Below are 17912 nucleotides of genomic sequence, written 5' to 3'. Positions count from 1 at the left end.
CGGTCTCTTAAAAAAATTAAAACTCTTTTCGCAACCAGTTGTTCAGTCGTTTGACCCACGACCCCACTGAGACGCGTTTTTCCACTTCTGCTTCACCACTGAGATGAGATTCCTTCCCGTAGTGAAGCAGGCCCACAGCCGTTGAATAATACGGCTCCTGAGCATAATCCGTTAAACCGGTGATATTCAGCGGCGCACCAATACGCACCTGCGTATGGAACACGCGCTGAGCACAGGCCGCAAGACCTTCAATTTGCGCTGCACCGCCGGTTAATACAATCCCCGCCGCAAGATGATGCTTAACACCCTGCTGACGAAGCTGTTCCTGCAACTGTAAAATCTCTTCGTTGACCAGGTTGAGCAGCTCGGTATAGCGCGGCTCAATCACCTCTGCCAACGTCTGGCGCTGCAGGCTACGCGGTGGACGACCACCGACGCTCGGCACTTCAACGCTCTCATCTTTGCCAACGATAGACCCCAGCGCACAGCCGTGGCGCACTTTAATCGCTTCTGCATCGCTCGGCGGCGTACCAAAAGCGTAAGCAATATCGCTGGTCACAACGTTCCCGGCATAAGGGATCACTTTAGTGTGGCGCAACGCACCGCCGGTATAGACGGCGATATCCATTGTACCACCACCAATATCGACCACACAGACACCCAGTTCACGTTCATCTTCTGTCAGCACGGAATAACTTGCCGCCAGACCCGCGAAAATAAGTTGGTCAACTTTCAGGCCACAACGTTCAACGGCTTTTACAATGTTCTTCGCCATATCGTTGTGACATGTGATCAGGTGCACTTTTGCCTGCATACGTACGCCAGAAAGACCGACCGGGTTCTTGATCCCTTCCTGGTAGTCAATCGCATATTCCTGCGGGATCACGTGCAATACGCGATGCTCATCGCGGACACGCACGGATTTCGCCGTGTGCACTACGTTTTCAACATCTTCCTGCGTCACTTCTTCTTCGGAAATCGGCACCATACCAATTTCGTTCTGGCAGCTAATATGCTTACCAGAAAGGGCCAGATAGACAGAAGAAATCTGGCAATCTGCCATCAGTTCAGCCTGATCGATGGCGCGCTGAACGCATTTCACCACCGATTCAAGATCGTTTACCCCACCTTTATCCATACCACGGGAAGGGCAACTGCCTACGCCAATGATATTGACCATACCGTCGGGCAGAACTTCCCCTACTAAAGCGGCAACCTTCGCGGTGCCAATCTCCAGTCCAACTACCAGTTTTCTGTCCGTCGCCTTGATCATTGTTGTTCTGCCTGTACCTGTGCCTGATTCTGTTGCTGATTAGGTTCCTCGACCGGAGCCGGTACCCAACCGACTGCTGCGCCTGAGTCATAGCGCAAATCAACGTAGCTTATCCGTTTGCCGTCAGTCTGTGCCTGCTGCTGTAAAACCGGGTAAAGTTCGACAAAACGCGCCAGACGCTTCATGGTGTCCCCGCGTCCCAGGTTGAGCTTAATGCCGTTCGTTAACGTCAGCTGCCAGGAACGGCGCGCCGTCATGGCAGCATCTTTTAACGTAAACCTGTCCTTCGCCAGCACCTGACCCATTTCGCGAAAACCCTGTAACACTTCGTTTTCGCTGCCTTCAGGGCCATACAACATCGGTAAATTTTGCTTGTTGACACGATCGGCCGGGACGCTGAAGGAATTTCCGTCTGCGTCAACCATGTGCTGATCATTCCAACGCGCAATGGGCACAAATTCAACCAGATGAATCTTCAATTCATCAGGCCATTGCTTTCTTACGCTCGCCTGTTTTATCCATGGCAGACGTTCAATCTGACTCTGGATAATATTGACGTCCTGAGTCATGAAAGTGCCAGGCGAGCCCAGCGCCAGTATTGACTGGCGAATATCGTCGTTACGCGTATAGTGACGCTCACCGGTGACCACCAGCTTAGAGAGCGGCAACCGCTGCGCATCTTCCATCCAGCCCAGGACCATCCAGCCGCTGATAAACACGGTGCACAGCACCCCGAGCAGGAAAATGATGCCTGCAAGACGCGTTCCATTACTGCGGCGTGAAGAGGTGTATTCGTCCTCGTCATCGCGGTTGCGCGTGTTCAATGCAGCCTGAGACATATCAGCCCGCCTGGTCCAGAATGCGCACGACTAACTGCGAGAAACTCATCCCCGCCTGACGCGCGGCCATCGGCACAAGGCTGTGGCTCGTCATACCCGGAGAGGTGTTGGCTTCCAGCAGATAAAATTGTCCATCTTTGTCCTGCATCACATCGATGCGTCCCCAGCCCTGGCAACCCAGAACATGCCAGGCTTTAAGCACCAAGGACTGTAAATCGGCTTCACGCTCAGCTTCAAGACCACTTGGGCAGAAATATTGCGTCTCATCAGAGAGATACTTCGCCTCATAATCATAGAAGACTCCAGCGGGTTGGATACGGATTGACGGTAAAATTTCTTCGCCAAGCATCGCGACGGTAAATTCCGGCCCGCTGAGCCATTTCTCTACCAAAACTTCATCATCATGTTGAAATGCCAGCGCTAAAGCGGACGAAAGATCTTCAGCTTTGTCGACTTTGGACATTCCCACGCTGGAGCCTTCCCGGCTTGGCTTTACAATAACCGGTAAGCCCAGTTCAGCAATGCGTGCATTAACGCTATCCGGCAGGCCCAATTCAAATTCGCGACGCGTCAGTGCCACCCATGGCGCGACAGGTAAACCTGCGCCCTGCCACAGCAGCTTGCTGCGCAGTTTATCCATAGAGATAGCAGACGCCATCACGCCGCTGCCGGTGTATGGCAGACCGATCAGATCCAGAAGCCCCTGCAGGGTGCCGTCTTCGCCGCCACGACCGTGTAAAGCGATAAAGACTTTATCGAAGCCCATGGCTTTTAACTGCGTCACGTCGACCTCTTTTGGATCGACCAGGTGCGCATTGACGCCACCTTCACGCAGGCCCGCCAGTACAGCGGCGCCGGAATTCAGGGAAACCTCGCGCTCGGCGGAGGTGCCGCCAGACAGGACAGCAATCTTATCAGCCATGATGCTCATCCTCCTGGGTTTGCGGCTTCAGTTTGATTTCAGCTAAGGTACGGGCGATTTTGCCGATATTTCCCGCGCCCTGAATCAGAATCAAATCGTTACCCGTCAGGACCGGTGCCAGAATTTCCGCCACCTGCGCAGGGTCAGAAACCAGAATAGGGTCAACCTTACCGCGTCCACGGATTGTACGGCACAGGGAGCGGCTGTCAGCCCCTGGAATCGGCGTCTCGCCTGCGGCGTATACGTCCAGCATTAACAGGGTGTCTACCTGTGACAGGACGCTGGCGAAATCGTCATACAGATCGCGCGTACGCGTGAAGCGGTGCGGCTGGAAGATCATCACCAGATTTTTGTCAGGCCAGCCCGCGCGTGCGGCTTTAATGGTGGCGTCCACTTCGGTCGGATGGTGGCCGTAGTCGTCCACCAGCATCGCTGAGCCGGCTTTACCGTTCACGGCATCCAGCGGGAATTCACCGAGGAAGTCGAAACGGCGACCGGTGCCCTGGAAGCTTTCCAGCGCGCGCAGAATTGCATCATCATCAATGCCTTCTTCCGTCGCGACGGCCACTGCCGCTGCGGCATTGAGGGCGTTATGGCGCCCTGGTGCATTCAGCGTGACGTGCAGCAGTTCTTTGTCCTGACGCGCCAGCGTGAAGTGTCCCTGCGCGCCAATCTGTTTGTACTCCTCCACGCGAACGTCAGCGTCTTCGCTGAAGCCGTAGGTGGTGATTTGACGACCCACGCGCGGCAGCAGCTCGCGGATCACCGGATCGTCTACACACATCACCGCACGCCCATAGAACGGCAGGTTATGCAGGAAGTTGATGAAAGTCTGCTTTAAGTTCTCGAAGTCACCCTGGTAGGTATCCATATGGTCAGCTTCGATGTTGGTGACAATCGCCACCATCGGCTGCAGGTGCAGGAACGACGCGTCGCTCTCATCCGCTTCGGCAATCAGATAACGGCTGTGGCCCAGACGCGCATGTACGCCTGCGGCTTTGACCAGACCGCCGTTGACGAACGTCGGATCGAGCCCCGCTTCCGCATAAATACTGGAGACCATCGCCGTGGTCGTGGTTTTACCGTGTGTCCCGGCAATGGCGATGCCGTGACGGAAACGCATCAGTTCCGCCAGCATTTCTGCACGGCGGATCACCGGAATGCGCGCTTCGTGCGCAGCAACGATTTCAGGGTTGTCAGAGGAGATGGCGCTTGAGACCACCACCACGCTCGCATCGCGCACATTTTCCGGACGATGGTTGAAATAGATAGTCGCCCCAAGCGACGCCAGCTGCTGCGTAACAGGGTTTGGCGCCAGGTCAGACCCGCTGATCTGATAGCCTTCGTTAGCTAACACTTCGGCAATACCGCCCATGCCAGCACCACCGATGCCAACAAAGTGAATGTGCCGGACGCGACGCATCTCGGGCACGATTGAACGCAGTTTTGCCAGTTGTTGTGTATTCATTCTCTAAACGCCATCGACTACTTAAAATTCGTGCAGCGCAACACGCGCTGCGAGGGTTAAGCCTGGGCTGCCAGGCTCACTTCTTTTGCCACCCGTTCCGTCGCATCAGGGATAGCGGCCGCGCGCGCGCGTTGTGCCATCTCCAGCAGTGCGTCTCTGTTCCAGCCCGCCAGGGTGGTGGCGACCGCGTCGGCGGTAAATTGTGGCTGCTCAAAAATTTTCGCGGCACCGGCTTTCTCAAGCGGCAGCGCATTCCAGTACTGCTGTCTGTCTTTGTGCTGGAACGGCACAAACAGGGCCGGCAGACCCGCGGCGGCGATCTCACTCACCGTCAGCGCGCCTGAGCGACAGACCACGACATCGGCCCAGGCATACGCTGCCGCCATGTCGTCGATAAACTCAGTGACTTTATGCTGCGGCTGACCTTCGTCTGCATAAGCTTGCTCAACGGTCTGCTGAGCGCCTTTCCCGCTCTGGTGCCAGATGGTCACGGTATCGCCCAGCTTTGCGGCAACCTGCGGCATCGTCTGGTTTAAAATGCGTGCGCCCTGAGAGCCCCCGACGACCAGTACACGAACCGGCCCTTCACGGCCCGTCAGGCGAGCATCCGGCAGCGGCAGCGCCAGCACGTCGACACGCACCGGATTACCCACCACGTCCGCTTTCGGGAACGCGCCGGGAAACGCCTGCATAACTTTGGTAGCGATTTTCGCCAGCCACTTGTTGGTCAGACCGGCAATACCGTTCTGCTCATGCAGCACGACGGGAATACCTAACGACCACGCCGCCAGCCCGCCAGGGCCCGAGACATAGCCGCCCATGCCCAGCACCACATCGGGCTTAAAGCGCTTCATGATGGTGCGCGCCTGACGCCAGGCGTTAAAAATACGCACCGGAGCCAGCAGCATTGCCTTGAGGCCTTTGCCCCGAAGGCCGGAAATACGAATAAAGTCGATCTCGATACCGTGCTTCGGTACCAGATCGGCTTCCATGCGGTCTGCGGTTCCCAGCCAGCGTACCTGCCAGCCCTGATCCATTAAATGGTGCGCAACCGCAAGTCCCGGGAACACGTGTCCGCCGGTACCGCCTGCCATCACCATTAACCGCTTCGGTTGATTCATCGTGAACCTCGTGTAAACGCCTGGGCTTTCTCCAGACGCGTTTCATAATCTATGCGCAACAACAGCATGATGGCCGTCGACATAATCAACAGACTGGAACCACCATAACTGATCAACGGCAACGTCAGACCTTTGGTCGGCAGCATACCCGCTGCGGCCCCGACGTTAACCAATGCCTGGAAGCTAAACCAGATACCAATTGAGCAGGCCAGGAAGCCTGAGAAGCGGTGATCGATCTCCAGCGCTTTCCGGCCGATGGACATGGCGCGGAAAGCGACGAAGAATACCATTAATAGCGCTAATACCACACCGATATAACCCAGTTCTTCCGCAATAATGGAGAAGATGAAGTCAGTATGCGCTTCCGGTAAATACTCGAGTTTCTGTACCGAGTTCCCCAGCCCCTGTCCCCAGACTTCACCGCGACCAAAGGCCATCAGCGACTGCGTCAGCTGATAACCGCTGCCGAACGGATCTTCCCACGGGTTCCAGAACGAGGTCACACGGCGAATACGGTAAGGCTCGGCGAGGATCAGCAGCACAACCGCCGAAATCCCCATCCCGATAATAGCGATGAACTGCCACAGCTTCGCGCCCGCCAGGAACAGCATGGCCAGGGTGGTAACGAACAGCACGACAACGGTACCGAGGTCAGGCTGCGCCAGCAGTAATACCGCCAGCACCAGAATCACGCCCATCGGTTTTAAGAAGCCGCGCAGGTTGTTACGCACCTCATCTACCTTACGCACCAGGTAGTTAGCCAGGTAGCAGAACAGGGAGAGCTTGGTAAATTCCGCAGGCTGAATACGCAGCGGACCGAAGGCGATCCAGCGGGATGCCCCGTTAACGGAGCTGCCCACCACCAGTACGATCAGCAGCATAATAATCGACGCGATCAGCATCGCCGTACTGTGCCGCTGCCAGAACTCCATCGGCAGACGCAAGGTCACCAGCGCCAGACAGAACGCCAGGATGATGTAAAGACCATCACGTTTGGCAAACAGGAAAGGATCGTTCGCCAGACGCTGCCCGACGGGCATTGATGCCGACGTCACCATAATAAAGCCTACCGCCGCCAGCCCCATCGTGAGCCAGAATAGCGTGCGGTCGTACATGATCAGGCTGTCGTTATCTTTTTGACGAGAGCCCATCACCCAGCCTTTGAGCGCCGCAAACAGCCATGCCAGGATCCCAAATCCTGGCAGGCGCGGCATTTTCAGGCGAGGGAGAGATAAACGCATCAGCCTAACTCCTTCGCCAGGCGGGTAAAGACATCACCACGCTGTTCGAAATTCTTGAATTGATCGAGGCTGGCACAGGCCGGAGAGAGCAGCACCATATCGCCTGGCTTCACGCGAGGGGCAATCAGCCGCATCGCCTGTTCCATGGTTTCAGTTTGCTCGGCAACCTCAGGGCGCAGTTCAGCAAGCTCGCTGCCGTCACGGCCGAAGCAGTACAGGCGGATGTTATCGCCGGAGAGATACTGCTTCAGGGACGAGAAATCAGCAGACTTACCGTCGCCGCCCAGCAGCAGATGCAGGGTGCCGTCAACGTGCAGCCCGTTCAGCGCGGCCTCCGTGCTGCCCACATTGGTGGCTTTGGAGTCGTTGATCCAGCGCACGCCGTTGTGCTCCAGCGCCAGCTGGAAACGGTGCGCCAGACCTGAAAACGTGGTTAACGCTTTCAGGCTGGAGGAGCGCGGCAGCCCTACAGCATCCGCCAGCGCCAGCGCCGCCAGGGCATTGGTGTAGTTGTGCTGACCTGTGAGCTTCATCTCTTTCACGTTCAGCACTTTCTCACCCTTCACGCGCAGCCAGGTTTCACCCAGCTGGCGGTTCAGATGATAATCACCCATGGTGATGCCAAAACTAATGCAGCGGTCGTCTGCGCCACGCACCGGCATGGTCAGCGCATCATCGGCGTTCACTACGCAGACTTTGGCATTCTCATAAACGCGCAGCTTGGCGGCACGATACTGCTGCAGGCCAAATGGATACCTGTCCATATGATCTTCAGTCACGTTGAGGATCGTCGCAGCCGCAGCATGCAGGCTGGAAGTCGTTTCCAGCTGGAAGCTGGAGAGTTCCAGCACGAACAGCTCACAGCCTTTGTCCAGCAGCATCAGAGCAGGTAAACCAATGTTACCGCCAACGCCGACGTTCATGCCTGCCGCTTTCGCCATTTCACCCACCAGAGTGGTGACGGTGCTTTTACCGTTAGAACCGGTAATCGCGATAACGGGCGCCTGCACTTCACGGCAGAACAGCTCGATATCGCCGACAATTTCCACACCCGCATCCGCGGCAGCGCTCAGCGAAGGATGCGCCAGCGCCATACCTGGGCTTGCGACAATCAGATCGGCTGCCAGCAGCCAGTCATCATTCAGACCACCAAGGTGGCGTTCAACCTGTTCCGGCAGTTTGTCCAGACCCGGCGGAGAGACACGCGTATCCATCACGCGCGGCGTCACGCCGCGTGCGAGGAAAAAGTCCACGCAGGAGAGCCCCGTAAGGCCCAACCCGATGATAACGACTTTTTTGCCCTGGTAATCTGCCATGATTAACGTACCTTCAGCGTTGCCAGGCCAATCAGCACCAGCATCAGCGAAATAATCCAGAAGCGCACAATAACGCGCGGCTCCGGCCAGCCTTTCAGTTCATAGTGGTGGTGAATCGGCGCCATGCGGAAGATGCGCTGACCGCGCAGCTTGAAGGAACCGACCTGCAAAATCACCGACAGGGTTTCAACCACAAACACGCCGCCCATGATCACCAGCAGGAACTCCTGACGCAGCAGTACGGCGATAATGCCGAGCGCACCGCCCAAAGCCAGAGAACCGACGTCACCCATAAAGACCTGAGCCGGATAGGTGTTGAACCACAGGAAGCCCAGCCCCGCGCCGACAATCGCGGTACAAACGATCACCAGCTCACCCGCATGGCGCAGATAAGGGATGTGCAGATAGTTCGCGAAATTCATGTTACCGGTCGCCCACGCCACCAGCGCAAAACCGGCGGCCACAAAGACGGTTGGCATAATGGCCAGGCCATCCAGACCGTCGGTCAGGTTAACGGCGTTGCCGGTGCCGACAATCACAAAGTAGGCCAGCAGAATGTAGAACAGCCCCAGCTGCGGCATCACGTCTTTGAAGAACGGCACAACCAGCTCGGTGGCCGGTGTGTCTTTGCCTGCCAGATACAGCGCGAAGGCTACGCCAAGCGCGATCACCGACATCCAGAAATATTTCCAGCGCGCGATCAGGCCCTTAGTATCTTTACGAACGACTTTGCGGTAATCATCAACAAAACCGATGATCCCATAACCCACCAGTACCGTCAGAACGCACCAGACGTACGGGTTGGAGGGATACGCCCACAGCAGCACGGAAACGACGATGGCGGTCAGGATCATGATCCCGCCCATGGTCGGGGTACCGCGTTTGCTGAAGTGCGATTCCGGACCGTCGTTACGCACAACCTGGCCGAAAGAGAGTTTTTGCAGACGGGCAATCATGCGCGGGCCCATCCACAACGAGATGAACAGCGCAGTCAGCAGGCTGACGATGGCGCGAAACGTCAGATACGAAAAGACGTTAAAGCCTGAATAATATTTGACCAAATGTTCGGCCAGCCAAACTAACATGTCCCGTTCTCCTGTAATGCGTGCACAACCTCTTCCATGGCGGCACTACGTGAACCTTTAACTAATACAGTCACAATTTGTTTTTCTGTAATTAATGCCTTAAGGCGCTCGATCAATGCCGTTTTATCGGCAAAATGCTCACCAACGCCGCTGGCCTGGCTAATCGCCTGGCTCAGTTTTCCTGCGCTCAGTACACAGTCCAGCCCCGCAGCTTTCGCCGCTTCGCCAACCTGGGTATGACAGGCTTCGCTTTCGTCGCCCAGCTCAGCCATGTCGCCAACCACCATGATGCGGTAGCCCGGCATTTCTGATAACACCTGCACCGCCGCCGTCATTGAACCAACGTTCGCGTTGTAGGAGTCATCCAGCAGCAGTTTGTTTTCCGAAAGCTGAATCGGGAACAGACGACCCGGCACGGCTTTCAGGTTCGCCAGCCCGGCTTTGATCGCCTCATGTGAAGCGCCCACCGCCGTTGACAGCGCCGCCGCCGCAAGGGCATTGGCGATGTTATGGCGACCCGGCAGCGGCAGCAGAACCTCCACGCCCCCCGTTGGGGTCGTGAGGGTGAACTCGGTGCCGTGGGACGTCACATGGATATTGGTCGCCGTAAAATCACTGTTGGCCGCATTTGGCGAGAAGCGCCAGGTTTTACGCGAGCCAATGATGCTCTGCCAGTTCAGCCAGTCGTTGTTATCGGCGTTCAGAATAGCGATACCGTTATCCGGCAGGCCGGTATAAATCTCACCTTTCGCTTTCGCCACGCCTTCCAGCGAGCCAAAACCTTCCAGGTGCGCAGCCGCGAGGTTATTCACCAGCGCCGCTTCCGGGCGAGTCAGGCTCACGGTCCAGGCGATTTCGCCCTGGTGGTTTGCTCCTAACTCGATCACCGCATAGTCATGTTCTTTGGTCAGGCGAAGCAATGTCATCGGCACGCCGATATCATTATTGAGGTTGCCCGCGGTATAAAGCGTATTACCGCACTGGCCGAGGATCGCCGCCGTCATCTCTTTCACTGACGTTTTGCCTGAGGATCCGGTCAGCGCGACGACGCGAGCAGGCACCTGCTGACGCACCCAGGCAGCCAGCTCACCGAACGCGAGGCGCGTATCTTTCACCACAATTTGCGGCAGATCGATATCGAGCCTGCGGCTGACCAGCAGCGCACCGGCGCCGTTCTCTTTGGCCTGTTCAGCAAAATCATGCGCGTCAAAACGTTCGCCTTTCAGCGCCACAAACAAACAGCCTGCAGCGATTTTGCGGGTGTCCGTCGTTACGGCATCAATGGTCAGGTCTTGCCCGTGCAGGTCGCCCTTCAGGATTGCAGCGGCCTGACGTAACGTGATGCTAATCATGCCACGACTCCCAGCAGACGAGCTGCCGTTACGCGGTCCGAGTAGTCCAGACGGCGATTGCCAACGATCTGATAATCTTCATGCCCTTTGCCCGCTAACAGGACAACATCATTCTCCTGCGCCTGCATAATGGTATTGGTCACGGCTTCCGCACGGCCTTCCACCACGCGAGCACGGCCCGCGTCCAGCATGCCCGCCAGAATGTCATTGATGATGGCGCGCGGCTCTTCCGTACGCGGGTTGTCATCGGTTACTACCGGAATATCTGCGAACTGCTCGGCAATAGCCCCCATCAGCGGGCGTTTGCCTTTATCGCGATCGCCGCCGCAGCCAAACACGCACCAGAGCTTCCCGGCGCAGTGCAGGCGCGCCGCTTCGAGCGCTTTTTCCAGCGCATCCGGCGTGTGGGCGTAATCAACCACAACGGTCGGTTTGCCCGGCGCGCTGAACACTTCCATACGGCCGCAAACCGGCTGCAGACGCGCTGAGGTTTTCAGCAGTTCAGCCATCGGATAACCCAGTGCCAGCAGCGTCGCCAGCGCCAGCAGCAGGTTGCTGACGTTGAACGCGCCCATCAGGCGGCTTTCAATTTCGCCTTCACCCCAGGAAGAGGCAAAGCGGATTGTCGCCCCGCTGTCGTGGTAATTCACCTCAACCGCCTTCAGCCAGCGGCCGTGGCAGTTCGGATTGATATGGTCTTCCATCGACACCGCAACCGCATCCGGCAGCTTCGCCAGCCAGCGGCGGCCCACTTCGTCGTCGGCGTTGATGATGGCTTGTCCGTAATGGTGAGTGGAGAACAGCAGCCATTTCGCGGCTTCGTAATGCTCCATATCACCATGATAATCAAGATGATCGCGACTCAGGTTAGTAAACACTGAAGCGGCAAATTTCAGCGCCGCAACCCGATGCTGTACCAGACCGTGCGAAGAGACCTCCATCGCAGCAAAGGTTGCCCCCTGCCCAGCCAGACCTGCAAGCACATGCTGTACGTCTACCGCCGAGCCGGTGGTGTTTTCCGTCGGGCTCACTTTGCCCAGCAGGCCGTTACCTACGGTACCCATCACTGCACCGGTTTCACCCAACAGCTGGGCCCACTGCGCCATCAGCTGCGTGGTGGTGGTTTTACCGTTCGTGCCCGTCACGCCGACCAGACGCAGCTGGTCGGAAGGTTCGTGATAAAAACGTCCCGCCAGCGCGGAGAGACGCTCGTTTAACTGGCTGAGATAGATAACCGGCACCCCGTGCATTTCACGGATCTCACCGTCGGTTGCCTCATCTTTGGCCTCAGCAATAATGGCAGCCACACCTTGCGCAATCGCCTGCGGGATATAACGACGCCCGTCCGCCTGATGACCGACCACCGCCACAAAAAGATCGCCAGAAGCAGCCACGCGGCTGTCCAGTACCATCTCTCGCAGTGCTCGCTCCGGTGCATTTGGCACCCACGGAGCGAGAAGGTCGCGCAAATTACGATCTGCCACCTGTACCCTCGCCTTGATTAATTACAAATTCACTTTTTTCGCCCGTCGCCAGCGCATCCGGTTCAATGTTCATGGTGCGTAACACGCCGCCCATGATAGCCCCGAACACAGGCGCGGAGACGGCGCCGCCGTAGTATTTACCCGCCTGTGGATCGTTTATTACGACCACCAGCGCAAAACGCGGATTGCTTGCAGGCGCAACGCCTGCGGTATAGGCAATATATTTGTTGATGTAGCGGCCGTCTGGCCCCACCTTTTTCGCAGTACCGGTCTTGATGGCAATGCGATAACCTTTGATCGCCGCCTTCACGCCGCCGCCGCCAGGCAGCGCAACGCTTTCCATCATGTGCACCACGGTACGAACGACAGATTCCGGGAAGATACGCTCGCCCGGAACCGGTGGATCAACTTTAGTAATCGACAGCGGACGATAGACGCCATAGCTGCCAATCGTTGCATAGACTCGCGCTAGCTGTAACGGAGTTACCATTAGCCCGTAGCCGAAAGAGAAGGTGGCCCTCTCTATGTCAGACCACCGTTGTTTTTGAGGATATAAGCCACTGCGTTCTCCGACCAACCCCAAATTGGTCGCCTTTCCAAGTCCAAAACGTGAGTAAGTCTCTACTAACGCTGAGGACGGCATCGCTAACGCCAGCTTTGAAACGCCGACGTTACTCGACTTCTGTAATACCCCGGTCAGGGTCAATTCGCTGTAGCGCGCCACGTCTTTGATTTCGTGACCGTTAATTCGGTATGGAATGGTATTCAGTACGGTATTTTCGTTGACGATACCGCGCTGAAGTGCAGTCATGACCACCATCGGCTTAACCGTCGAACCCGGTTCGAACACGTCGGTGATGGTACGGTTACGCATAACATCCTTCTGCGTGCCGGTAAGATTATTAGGGTTGTAGGACGGGCTATTGGCCATCGCCAGCACTTCACCCGTGCTGACATCAACTAACACAGCACTGCCCGATTCCGCTTTGTTGAAGGCCACGGCATTGTTCAGCTCGCGGTAAACCAGCGCCTGTAATCGCTCATCGATACTCAGCGCAAGGTTGTGTGCGGCCTGGCTGTCCGTTGAGGAAATATCCTCGATCACGCGACCATAGCGGTCTTTACGCACAATGCGCTCGCCGGGCTGGCCGGTAAGCCATTTATCAAAGCTTTTTTCAACGCCTTCAATCCCCTGGCTATCAACGTTAGTAAAGCCAATGAGGTGAGCAGTCACTTCGCCGGATGGATAGTAACGACGGGATTCTTCACGCAGATGGATCCCCGGCAGCTTCAATTTTTTGATGTAGTCCGCCATGTCAGGGTTCACCTGACGTGCCAGATAGATAAAGCGCCCTCTCGGGTTCGTATTCACGCGTGAAGCTAACTGGTCCAACGGCATCTTCAGCGCATCCGCAAGGGCCTTCCAGCGGTTATCAAGTGTGATACCGCCAGCATCATGCAGTTCTTTAGGATCGGCCCAAATCGCCTTCACCGGCACGCTCACCGCTAGCGGACGCCCAGAGCGATCGGTAATCATCCCACGGGATGTCGACACTTCCTGAACGCGCAGGGAACGCATGTCACCCTGGCGTACCAGCATGTCAGGAGCGATGATTTGTAGCCAGGCCACGCGTCCAAGCAGAAAACCCAGAGCGAGTAGAATGCAGCCGCAAAGCAACGCAAAACGCCAACTGATAAAGTTGGCCTGTTCTTCCTGACGTTTTGGTTTTAGCGTTTTTGCCGCTGCTTTCATGCGTCGCGTTTTCCCTTATTTTTGTACTACGATATTTTCCTGCGAAGGATCAACATGCTGCAGTTGCAGCTTTTCCGTTGCGATCCGTTCAACCCGGCTGTGATCGCCGAGCGCGTTTTCTTCAAGGATCAGATTTCGCCATTCAATATCCAGCGCATCGCGTTCCAGTACCATCTGCTCGCGTTGCGCAGTCAATAAACGTGTATGGTGTGCGGTGGTCACCACCGTAACAGCCGTGACAATGATGCAAATGAACAGACAGAGTGGCAGTTTCCCAAACCGCAAAAGATCGTCGCCGATCACGCCAGGCAAGGCATGGCGCTCGTTGCTTCCTAACGAATCCTTAACTTTGCTTAGGGTCTCTGTCACTCTGCCGATCATGCGTTCGTCCTCTCTGCAACACGCAGCACTGAACTACGGGCGCGTGGATTCTCTGCCACTTCTTCTTCGCCCGGCATCAACTTGCCTAATGCTCGCAACTGACGGCCACCCAGCTTCCTGAGTTGTTCTTCCGTCATCGGCAGCCCCGCTGGTACCTGTGGACCGCGGCTTTGTTCACGCATAAAGCGTTTCACAATACGGTCTTCCAGCGAATGGAAGCTGATGATGGATAACCGCCCCCCCGGGGCCAGCACGTCGAGCGAGCTTTTTAGCGCCAGCTCTATTTCCTCCAGTTCACTGTTTACCCAGATGCGAACCGCCTGGAAGGTACGGGTCGCGGGATGTTTGTGCTTATCCTTCACCGGTGTCGCCGCCGCGATCACTTCGGCCAACTCTTTGGTGCGGGTCATTGGTTCAATGCGATTACGCTCAACGATGGCGCGCGCGATTCGTTTGCCAAAGCGCTCTTCGCCAAACGTTTTGATGACCCATGCAATATCGGCTTCGTCAGCGGTCTGTAACCACTCAGCGGCAGACTGACCGCGCGTCGGATCCATCCGCATATCCAGCGGACCATCACGCATAAAGGAGAAACCACGTTCGGCATCATCAAGTTGGGGTGAAGAGACGCCAAGATCGAGGAGAATCCCGTCGATCTTGCCCGTCAGGCCGCGCTCAGCAACATAATCTGCGAGCGCAGAGAAAGGTCCATGCACGATGGAAAAGCGTGGGTCATTGATGGTCTGTGCAACCGCAATTGCCTGCGGATCGCGATCGATTGCCAGCAGACGTCCTTCCTCTCCAAGCTGGGAGAGAATCAAACGCGAGTGACCACCGCGACCAAACGTGCCATCAATGTAGATGCCATCCGGACGAATATTCAGACCGTTTACGGCCTCGTCCAGTAACACCGTTTTGTGTTTATAATTTTCCATCATATTTATAGAGACAAGTCCTGCAGCCGTTCCGATAATGTCGCGGAATCAGACTGCTCAGCGTCGATATCTTCCTTGACCTGTTGATACCAGGTCGTTTCATCCCACAGTTCAAATTTGTTGAACTGCCCGACCAGCATCACTTCTTTGGTCAGACCGGCATGTTGCCGTAACACAGGGGCAATCAGTAACCGCCCTGCGTTATCCATCTGACATTCACTGGCATGTCCCAATAACAGCCGCTGCACGCGGCGTTCCTGCGGGTTCATGCTCGACAGTCGCGACAGCTTTTGCTCAATAATTTCCCATTCAGGCAAGGGGTAAAGCAGCAGGCAGGGGGAGTTAATGTCAATGGTGCAAACCATTTGACCCGCAGCGTTCTCAATCAGCTGGTCGCGGTATCGGGTTGGTACCGATAAACGCCCTTTGCTGTCGAGATTGACTAACGTTGCTCCACGGAACATGCCAGTCTCACCCCTCCTCACCACTTTAACCCACAAATTCCCACCTAAAGGAGTTTACGGAGCGAGGGAAAAGCTTGTCAAGCCAGGACTCTCCCTGTAAGGACTCGAAAGCCCTCTATTTACAGAGTTAAACAGTCCTGGTTAATAACTGCACAACTGGCGAGGCAAAATTAACGTTATGAATATTTGTAAGAAAAAAACCGAATATGCACACTAGCGTTAAAGCTCACTCAATATCATCGCAGGTAAATATAAAGTGTCAGTTTGCGACGCGGGCAGCATTTTATGACAGATTCTCAGGGGATAACAGCGCCAGATTCACTCTGGCACCGGGTAAGCGCGGCAGTTGCCACGTAAGCAGCTACAGGAGGAGGAAAAACGTCTGAATATTCATCGGCCGAATAGGGTTTGTAACAAAATAATACAAAGATAGCTGTTTAAAATCGCTGAGATGTTCTTTAAAGGACAATTTAAGAGCCAAAATGAATTAAGAAAAATAGGCGATTATGATCTCACAAGAATTATCCTAATTTCTCTCCGGGAATTATCCGCACGATTTATCGCAGCAAAATGGGGCAGACTTCCCGCCCCGGTCATTTCATTTTTGGCGGCTTAAAATTCCGCGATGATAGAGATTACGTTTGATACGCGTCAGGCCCGGCTTAGGTTTGCGCGGCTCATCCAGGCTTGCCAGCACAATCTCCAGCACGCGTTCAGCCACATCACGGTGACGCTGTGCTACCGCCAGCACCGGACACTGGAGGAAGTCGAGCAGCTCGTTATCCCCAAACGTGGCAATCGCCAGGTCAGAGGGAAGTTTACCTTCACGGCGTAAGGTTACATCCATGACACCCTGCAACAGCGCAAACGACGTGGTGAATAGCGCCTGCGGCATCGGGTGTGTCTCCAGCCATTTTTCGAACAGCTGCGCTGCGGCTTCACGCTCGTAACTGTTGGCATAGAGGTAATGAACCTCGCGCGGATCGTCTTTCCAGGCGGTTCTGAACCCCTGCTCACGCAGGAAGCTAACGGAAAGCTCGGGCAGCGCGCCAAGATACAGCACAGTTTCAGCGGGGAAAGTTCGCAGCTCTGCGGCCAGCATTTCTGCATCGTCCTGATCCGCACCCACGACGCTGGTGAAATGCTCGCGATCGAGCGCACGATCCAGCGCAACGATTGGGAACGGGTCGTTCGCCCAGCGCTGGTAGAACGGATGTTCTGGGGGTAGGGAGGTCGAAACAATAATGGCATCCACCTGGCGCTGGAGAAGATGTTCAATGCAGCGCATCTCGTTGTCGGGCTGATCTTCAGAGCAGGCAATCAGCAGTTGATAACCGCGCTGGCGCGCCTGACGTTCGAGATAGTTGGCGATACGGGTATAGCTGGTGTTTTCCAGGTCAGGGATCACCAGACCAATAGAGCGGGTGCGCCCGGCGCGCAGACCGGCTGCGACAGCATTCGGATGGTAGTTATGCTCACGAACCACCGCCATAACTTTTTCAACGGTCTTGTCGCTGACACGGTACTGCTTTGCTTTACCGTTAATCACATAGCTGGCCGTTGTTCGTGACACGCCGGCTAGCCGGGCGATTTCATCCAGTTTCACAATTGCCCCTTAAAAAAAGAAAAGAGTCCATGGCCCTGTCAAGGTTATGGTTAAATCTTTTAACATCTAAACGCAGAAAAGCCTTCGCGGCAACCGCTTTTATCTGCGTTGTCGGCTGATTACGCAAAAAAAAGCCCGGCTTTGGTGACCGGGCAGAAAGAGGCGAACCTTTTTGACAACTAACGCATGATTTTCTCGCCGCGTGACAGACCCACTACACCCGATCTCGCGACCTCGACAATTTTTGCCACATCCCGCACGGACGTCAGGAAAGCATCCAGCTTGTCACTTGTCCCGACCAGTTGAACCGTATAAAGAGAAGGCGTAACGTCGATAATTTGTCCGCGGAAAATATCCGCATTACGTTTAACTTCTTCGCGCCCGTAGCCGCTGGCCTGGATTTTCACCAGCATGACCTCACGTTCAACATAGGCCCCCTGCCCCAGCTCGCTCACGCGCAGCACATCAACCAGCTTATGCAGCTGTTTTTCAATCTGTTCAAGCACTTTGGCATCGCCGACAGTTTGGATCGTCATGCGTGACAGCGTTGGGTCTTCCGTCGGGGCAACGGTCAGGCTTTCAATGTTATAGCCGCGCTGCGCAAAAAGGCCAATGACGCGCGACAGTGCGCCAGACTCATTTTCCAGTAAAACCGATAATATCCGGCGCATA

16 protein-coding genes are annotated in these 17912 nt (G+C 55.8%); all 16 read right to left on the bottom strand.

What is annotated here, in order from left to right; all coding sequences use genetic code 11:
- Positions 1-16: 16 nt before the first annotated feature.
- Entirely contained in the window at positions 17-1273 is a 1257-nt protein-coding gene (gene ftsA / locus UR504_RS15325; RefSeq protein ID WP_023334508.1) for a cell division protein FtsA, read from the bottom strand.
- Positions 1270-2112: a cell division protein FtsQ gene (gene ftsQ, locus UR504_RS15320; protein ID WP_133293781.1), complete on the bottom strand. Its 843-nt coding sequence runs from the start codon at positions 2110-2112 to the stop codon at positions 1270-1272. The genes ftsA and ftsQ overlap by 4 nt, the downstream gene beginning before the upstream one ends.
- Before the next feature lies 1 nt (position 2113).
- On the bottom strand, positions 2114-3034 hold the full coding sequence (locus tag UR504_RS15315; protein ID WP_302235792.1) for a D-alanine--D-alanine ligase: 921 nt from the start codon (positions 3032-3034) through the stop codon (positions 2114-2116).
- Complete coding sequence (murC, locus tag UR504_RS15310) at positions 3027-4502, bottom strand: UDP-N-acetylmuramate--L-alanine ligase (protein WP_115876437.1); 1476 nt, start codon at positions 4500-4502, stop codon at positions 3027-3029. Before murC ends, UR504_RS15315 begins: the two co-directional genes overlap by 8 nt.
- A gap of 56 nt (positions 4503-4558) precedes the next feature.
- Complete coding sequence (gene murG / locus UR504_RS15305; protein WP_039260813.1) at positions 4559-5623, bottom strand: undecaprenyldiphospho-muramoylpentapeptide beta-N-acetylglucosaminyltransferase; 1065 nt, start codon at positions 5621-5623, stop codon at positions 4559-4561.
- On the bottom strand, positions 5620-6864 hold the full coding sequence (gene ftsW / locus UR504_RS15300; protein WP_115876438.1) for a cell division protein FtsW: 1245 nt from the start codon (positions 6862-6864) through the stop codon (positions 5620-5622). Before ftsW ends, murG begins: the two co-directional genes overlap by 4 nt.
- A complete protein-coding gene (gene murD, locus UR504_RS15295) occupies positions 6864-8180 on the bottom strand; it encodes a UDP-N-acetylmuramoyl-L-alanine--D-glutamate ligase (protein WP_115876439.1) in 1317 nt (438 codons plus the stop codon). Before murD ends, ftsW begins: the two co-directional genes overlap by 1 nt.
- A 2-nt stretch (positions 8181-8182) precedes the next feature.
- Entirely contained in the window at positions 8183-9265 is a 1083-nt protein-coding gene (gene mraY / locus UR504_RS15290) for a phospho-N-acetylmuramoyl-pentapeptide-transferase (RefSeq protein WP_008501985.1), read from the bottom strand.
- Positions 9259-10617 carry a UDP-N-acetylmuramoyl-tripeptide--D-alanyl-D-alanine ligase gene (gene murF / locus UR504_RS15285; protein ID WP_302235787.1) on the bottom strand — a complete coding sequence of 453 codons (1359 nt, stop codon included), beginning with the start codon at positions 10615-10617 and terminating at the stop codon, positions 9259-9261. Before murF ends, mraY begins: the two co-directional genes overlap by 7 nt.
- Positions 10614-12101: a UDP-N-acetylmuramoyl-L-alanyl-D-glutamate--2,6-diaminopimelate ligase gene (gene murE, locus UR504_RS15280; RefSeq protein WP_048979011.1), complete on the bottom strand. Its 1488-nt coding sequence runs from the start codon at positions 12099-12101 to the stop codon at positions 10614-10616. Before murE ends, murF begins: the two co-directional genes overlap by 4 nt.
- Positions 12088-13854: a peptidoglycan glycosyltransferase FtsI gene (locus UR504_RS15275; protein WP_111964042.1), complete on the bottom strand. Its 1767-nt coding sequence runs from the start codon at positions 13852-13854 to the stop codon at positions 12088-12090. The genes murE and UR504_RS15275 overlap by 14 nt, the downstream gene beginning before the upstream one ends.
- A 15-nt stretch (positions 13855-13869) precedes the next feature.
- The gene (gene ftsL / locus UR504_RS15270) at positions 13870-14235 is read right to left on the bottom strand and encodes a cell division protein FtsL (protein ID WP_008501989.1); all 366 of its coding nucleotides are present in this window, start codon (positions 14233-14235) and stop codon (positions 13870-13872) included.
- Entirely contained in the window at positions 14232-15173 is a 942-nt protein-coding gene (gene rsmH, locus UR504_RS15265) for a 16S rRNA (cytosine(1402)-N(4))-methyltransferase RsmH (protein WP_021240527.1), read from the bottom strand. The genes ftsL and rsmH overlap by 4 nt, the downstream gene beginning before the upstream one ends.
- A 2-nt stretch (positions 15174-15175) precedes the next feature.
- Entirely contained in the window at positions 15176-15634 is a 459-nt protein-coding gene (gene mraZ / locus UR504_RS15260; protein WP_021240528.1) for a division/cell wall cluster transcriptional repressor MraZ, read from the bottom strand.
- Positions 15635-16232: 598 nt separating this feature from the next.
- Complete coding sequence (gene cra, locus UR504_RS15255; protein ID WP_008501993.1) at positions 16233-17240, bottom strand: catabolite repressor/activator; 1008 nt, start codon at positions 17238-17240, stop codon at positions 16233-16235.
- 179 nt (positions 17241-17419) lie between these two features.
- The gene (gene ilvN / locus UR504_RS15250) at positions 17420-17911 is read right to left on the bottom strand and encodes an acetolactate synthase small subunit (RefSeq protein ID WP_045907792.1); all 492 of its coding nucleotides are present in this window, start codon (positions 17909-17911) and stop codon (positions 17420-17422) included.
- Position 17912 lies beyond the last annotated feature (1 nt).

The sequence above is a fragment of the Enterobacter sp. 241F3 genome, from assembly GCF_034106785.1.
GTDB lineage: Bacteria > Pseudomonadota > Gammaproteobacteria > Enterobacterales > Enterobacteriaceae > Enterobacter > Enterobacter vonholyi.
Note: the sequence above shows the minus strand (reverse complement) of the source record. Positions and strands in the feature narration are given on the sequence as shown.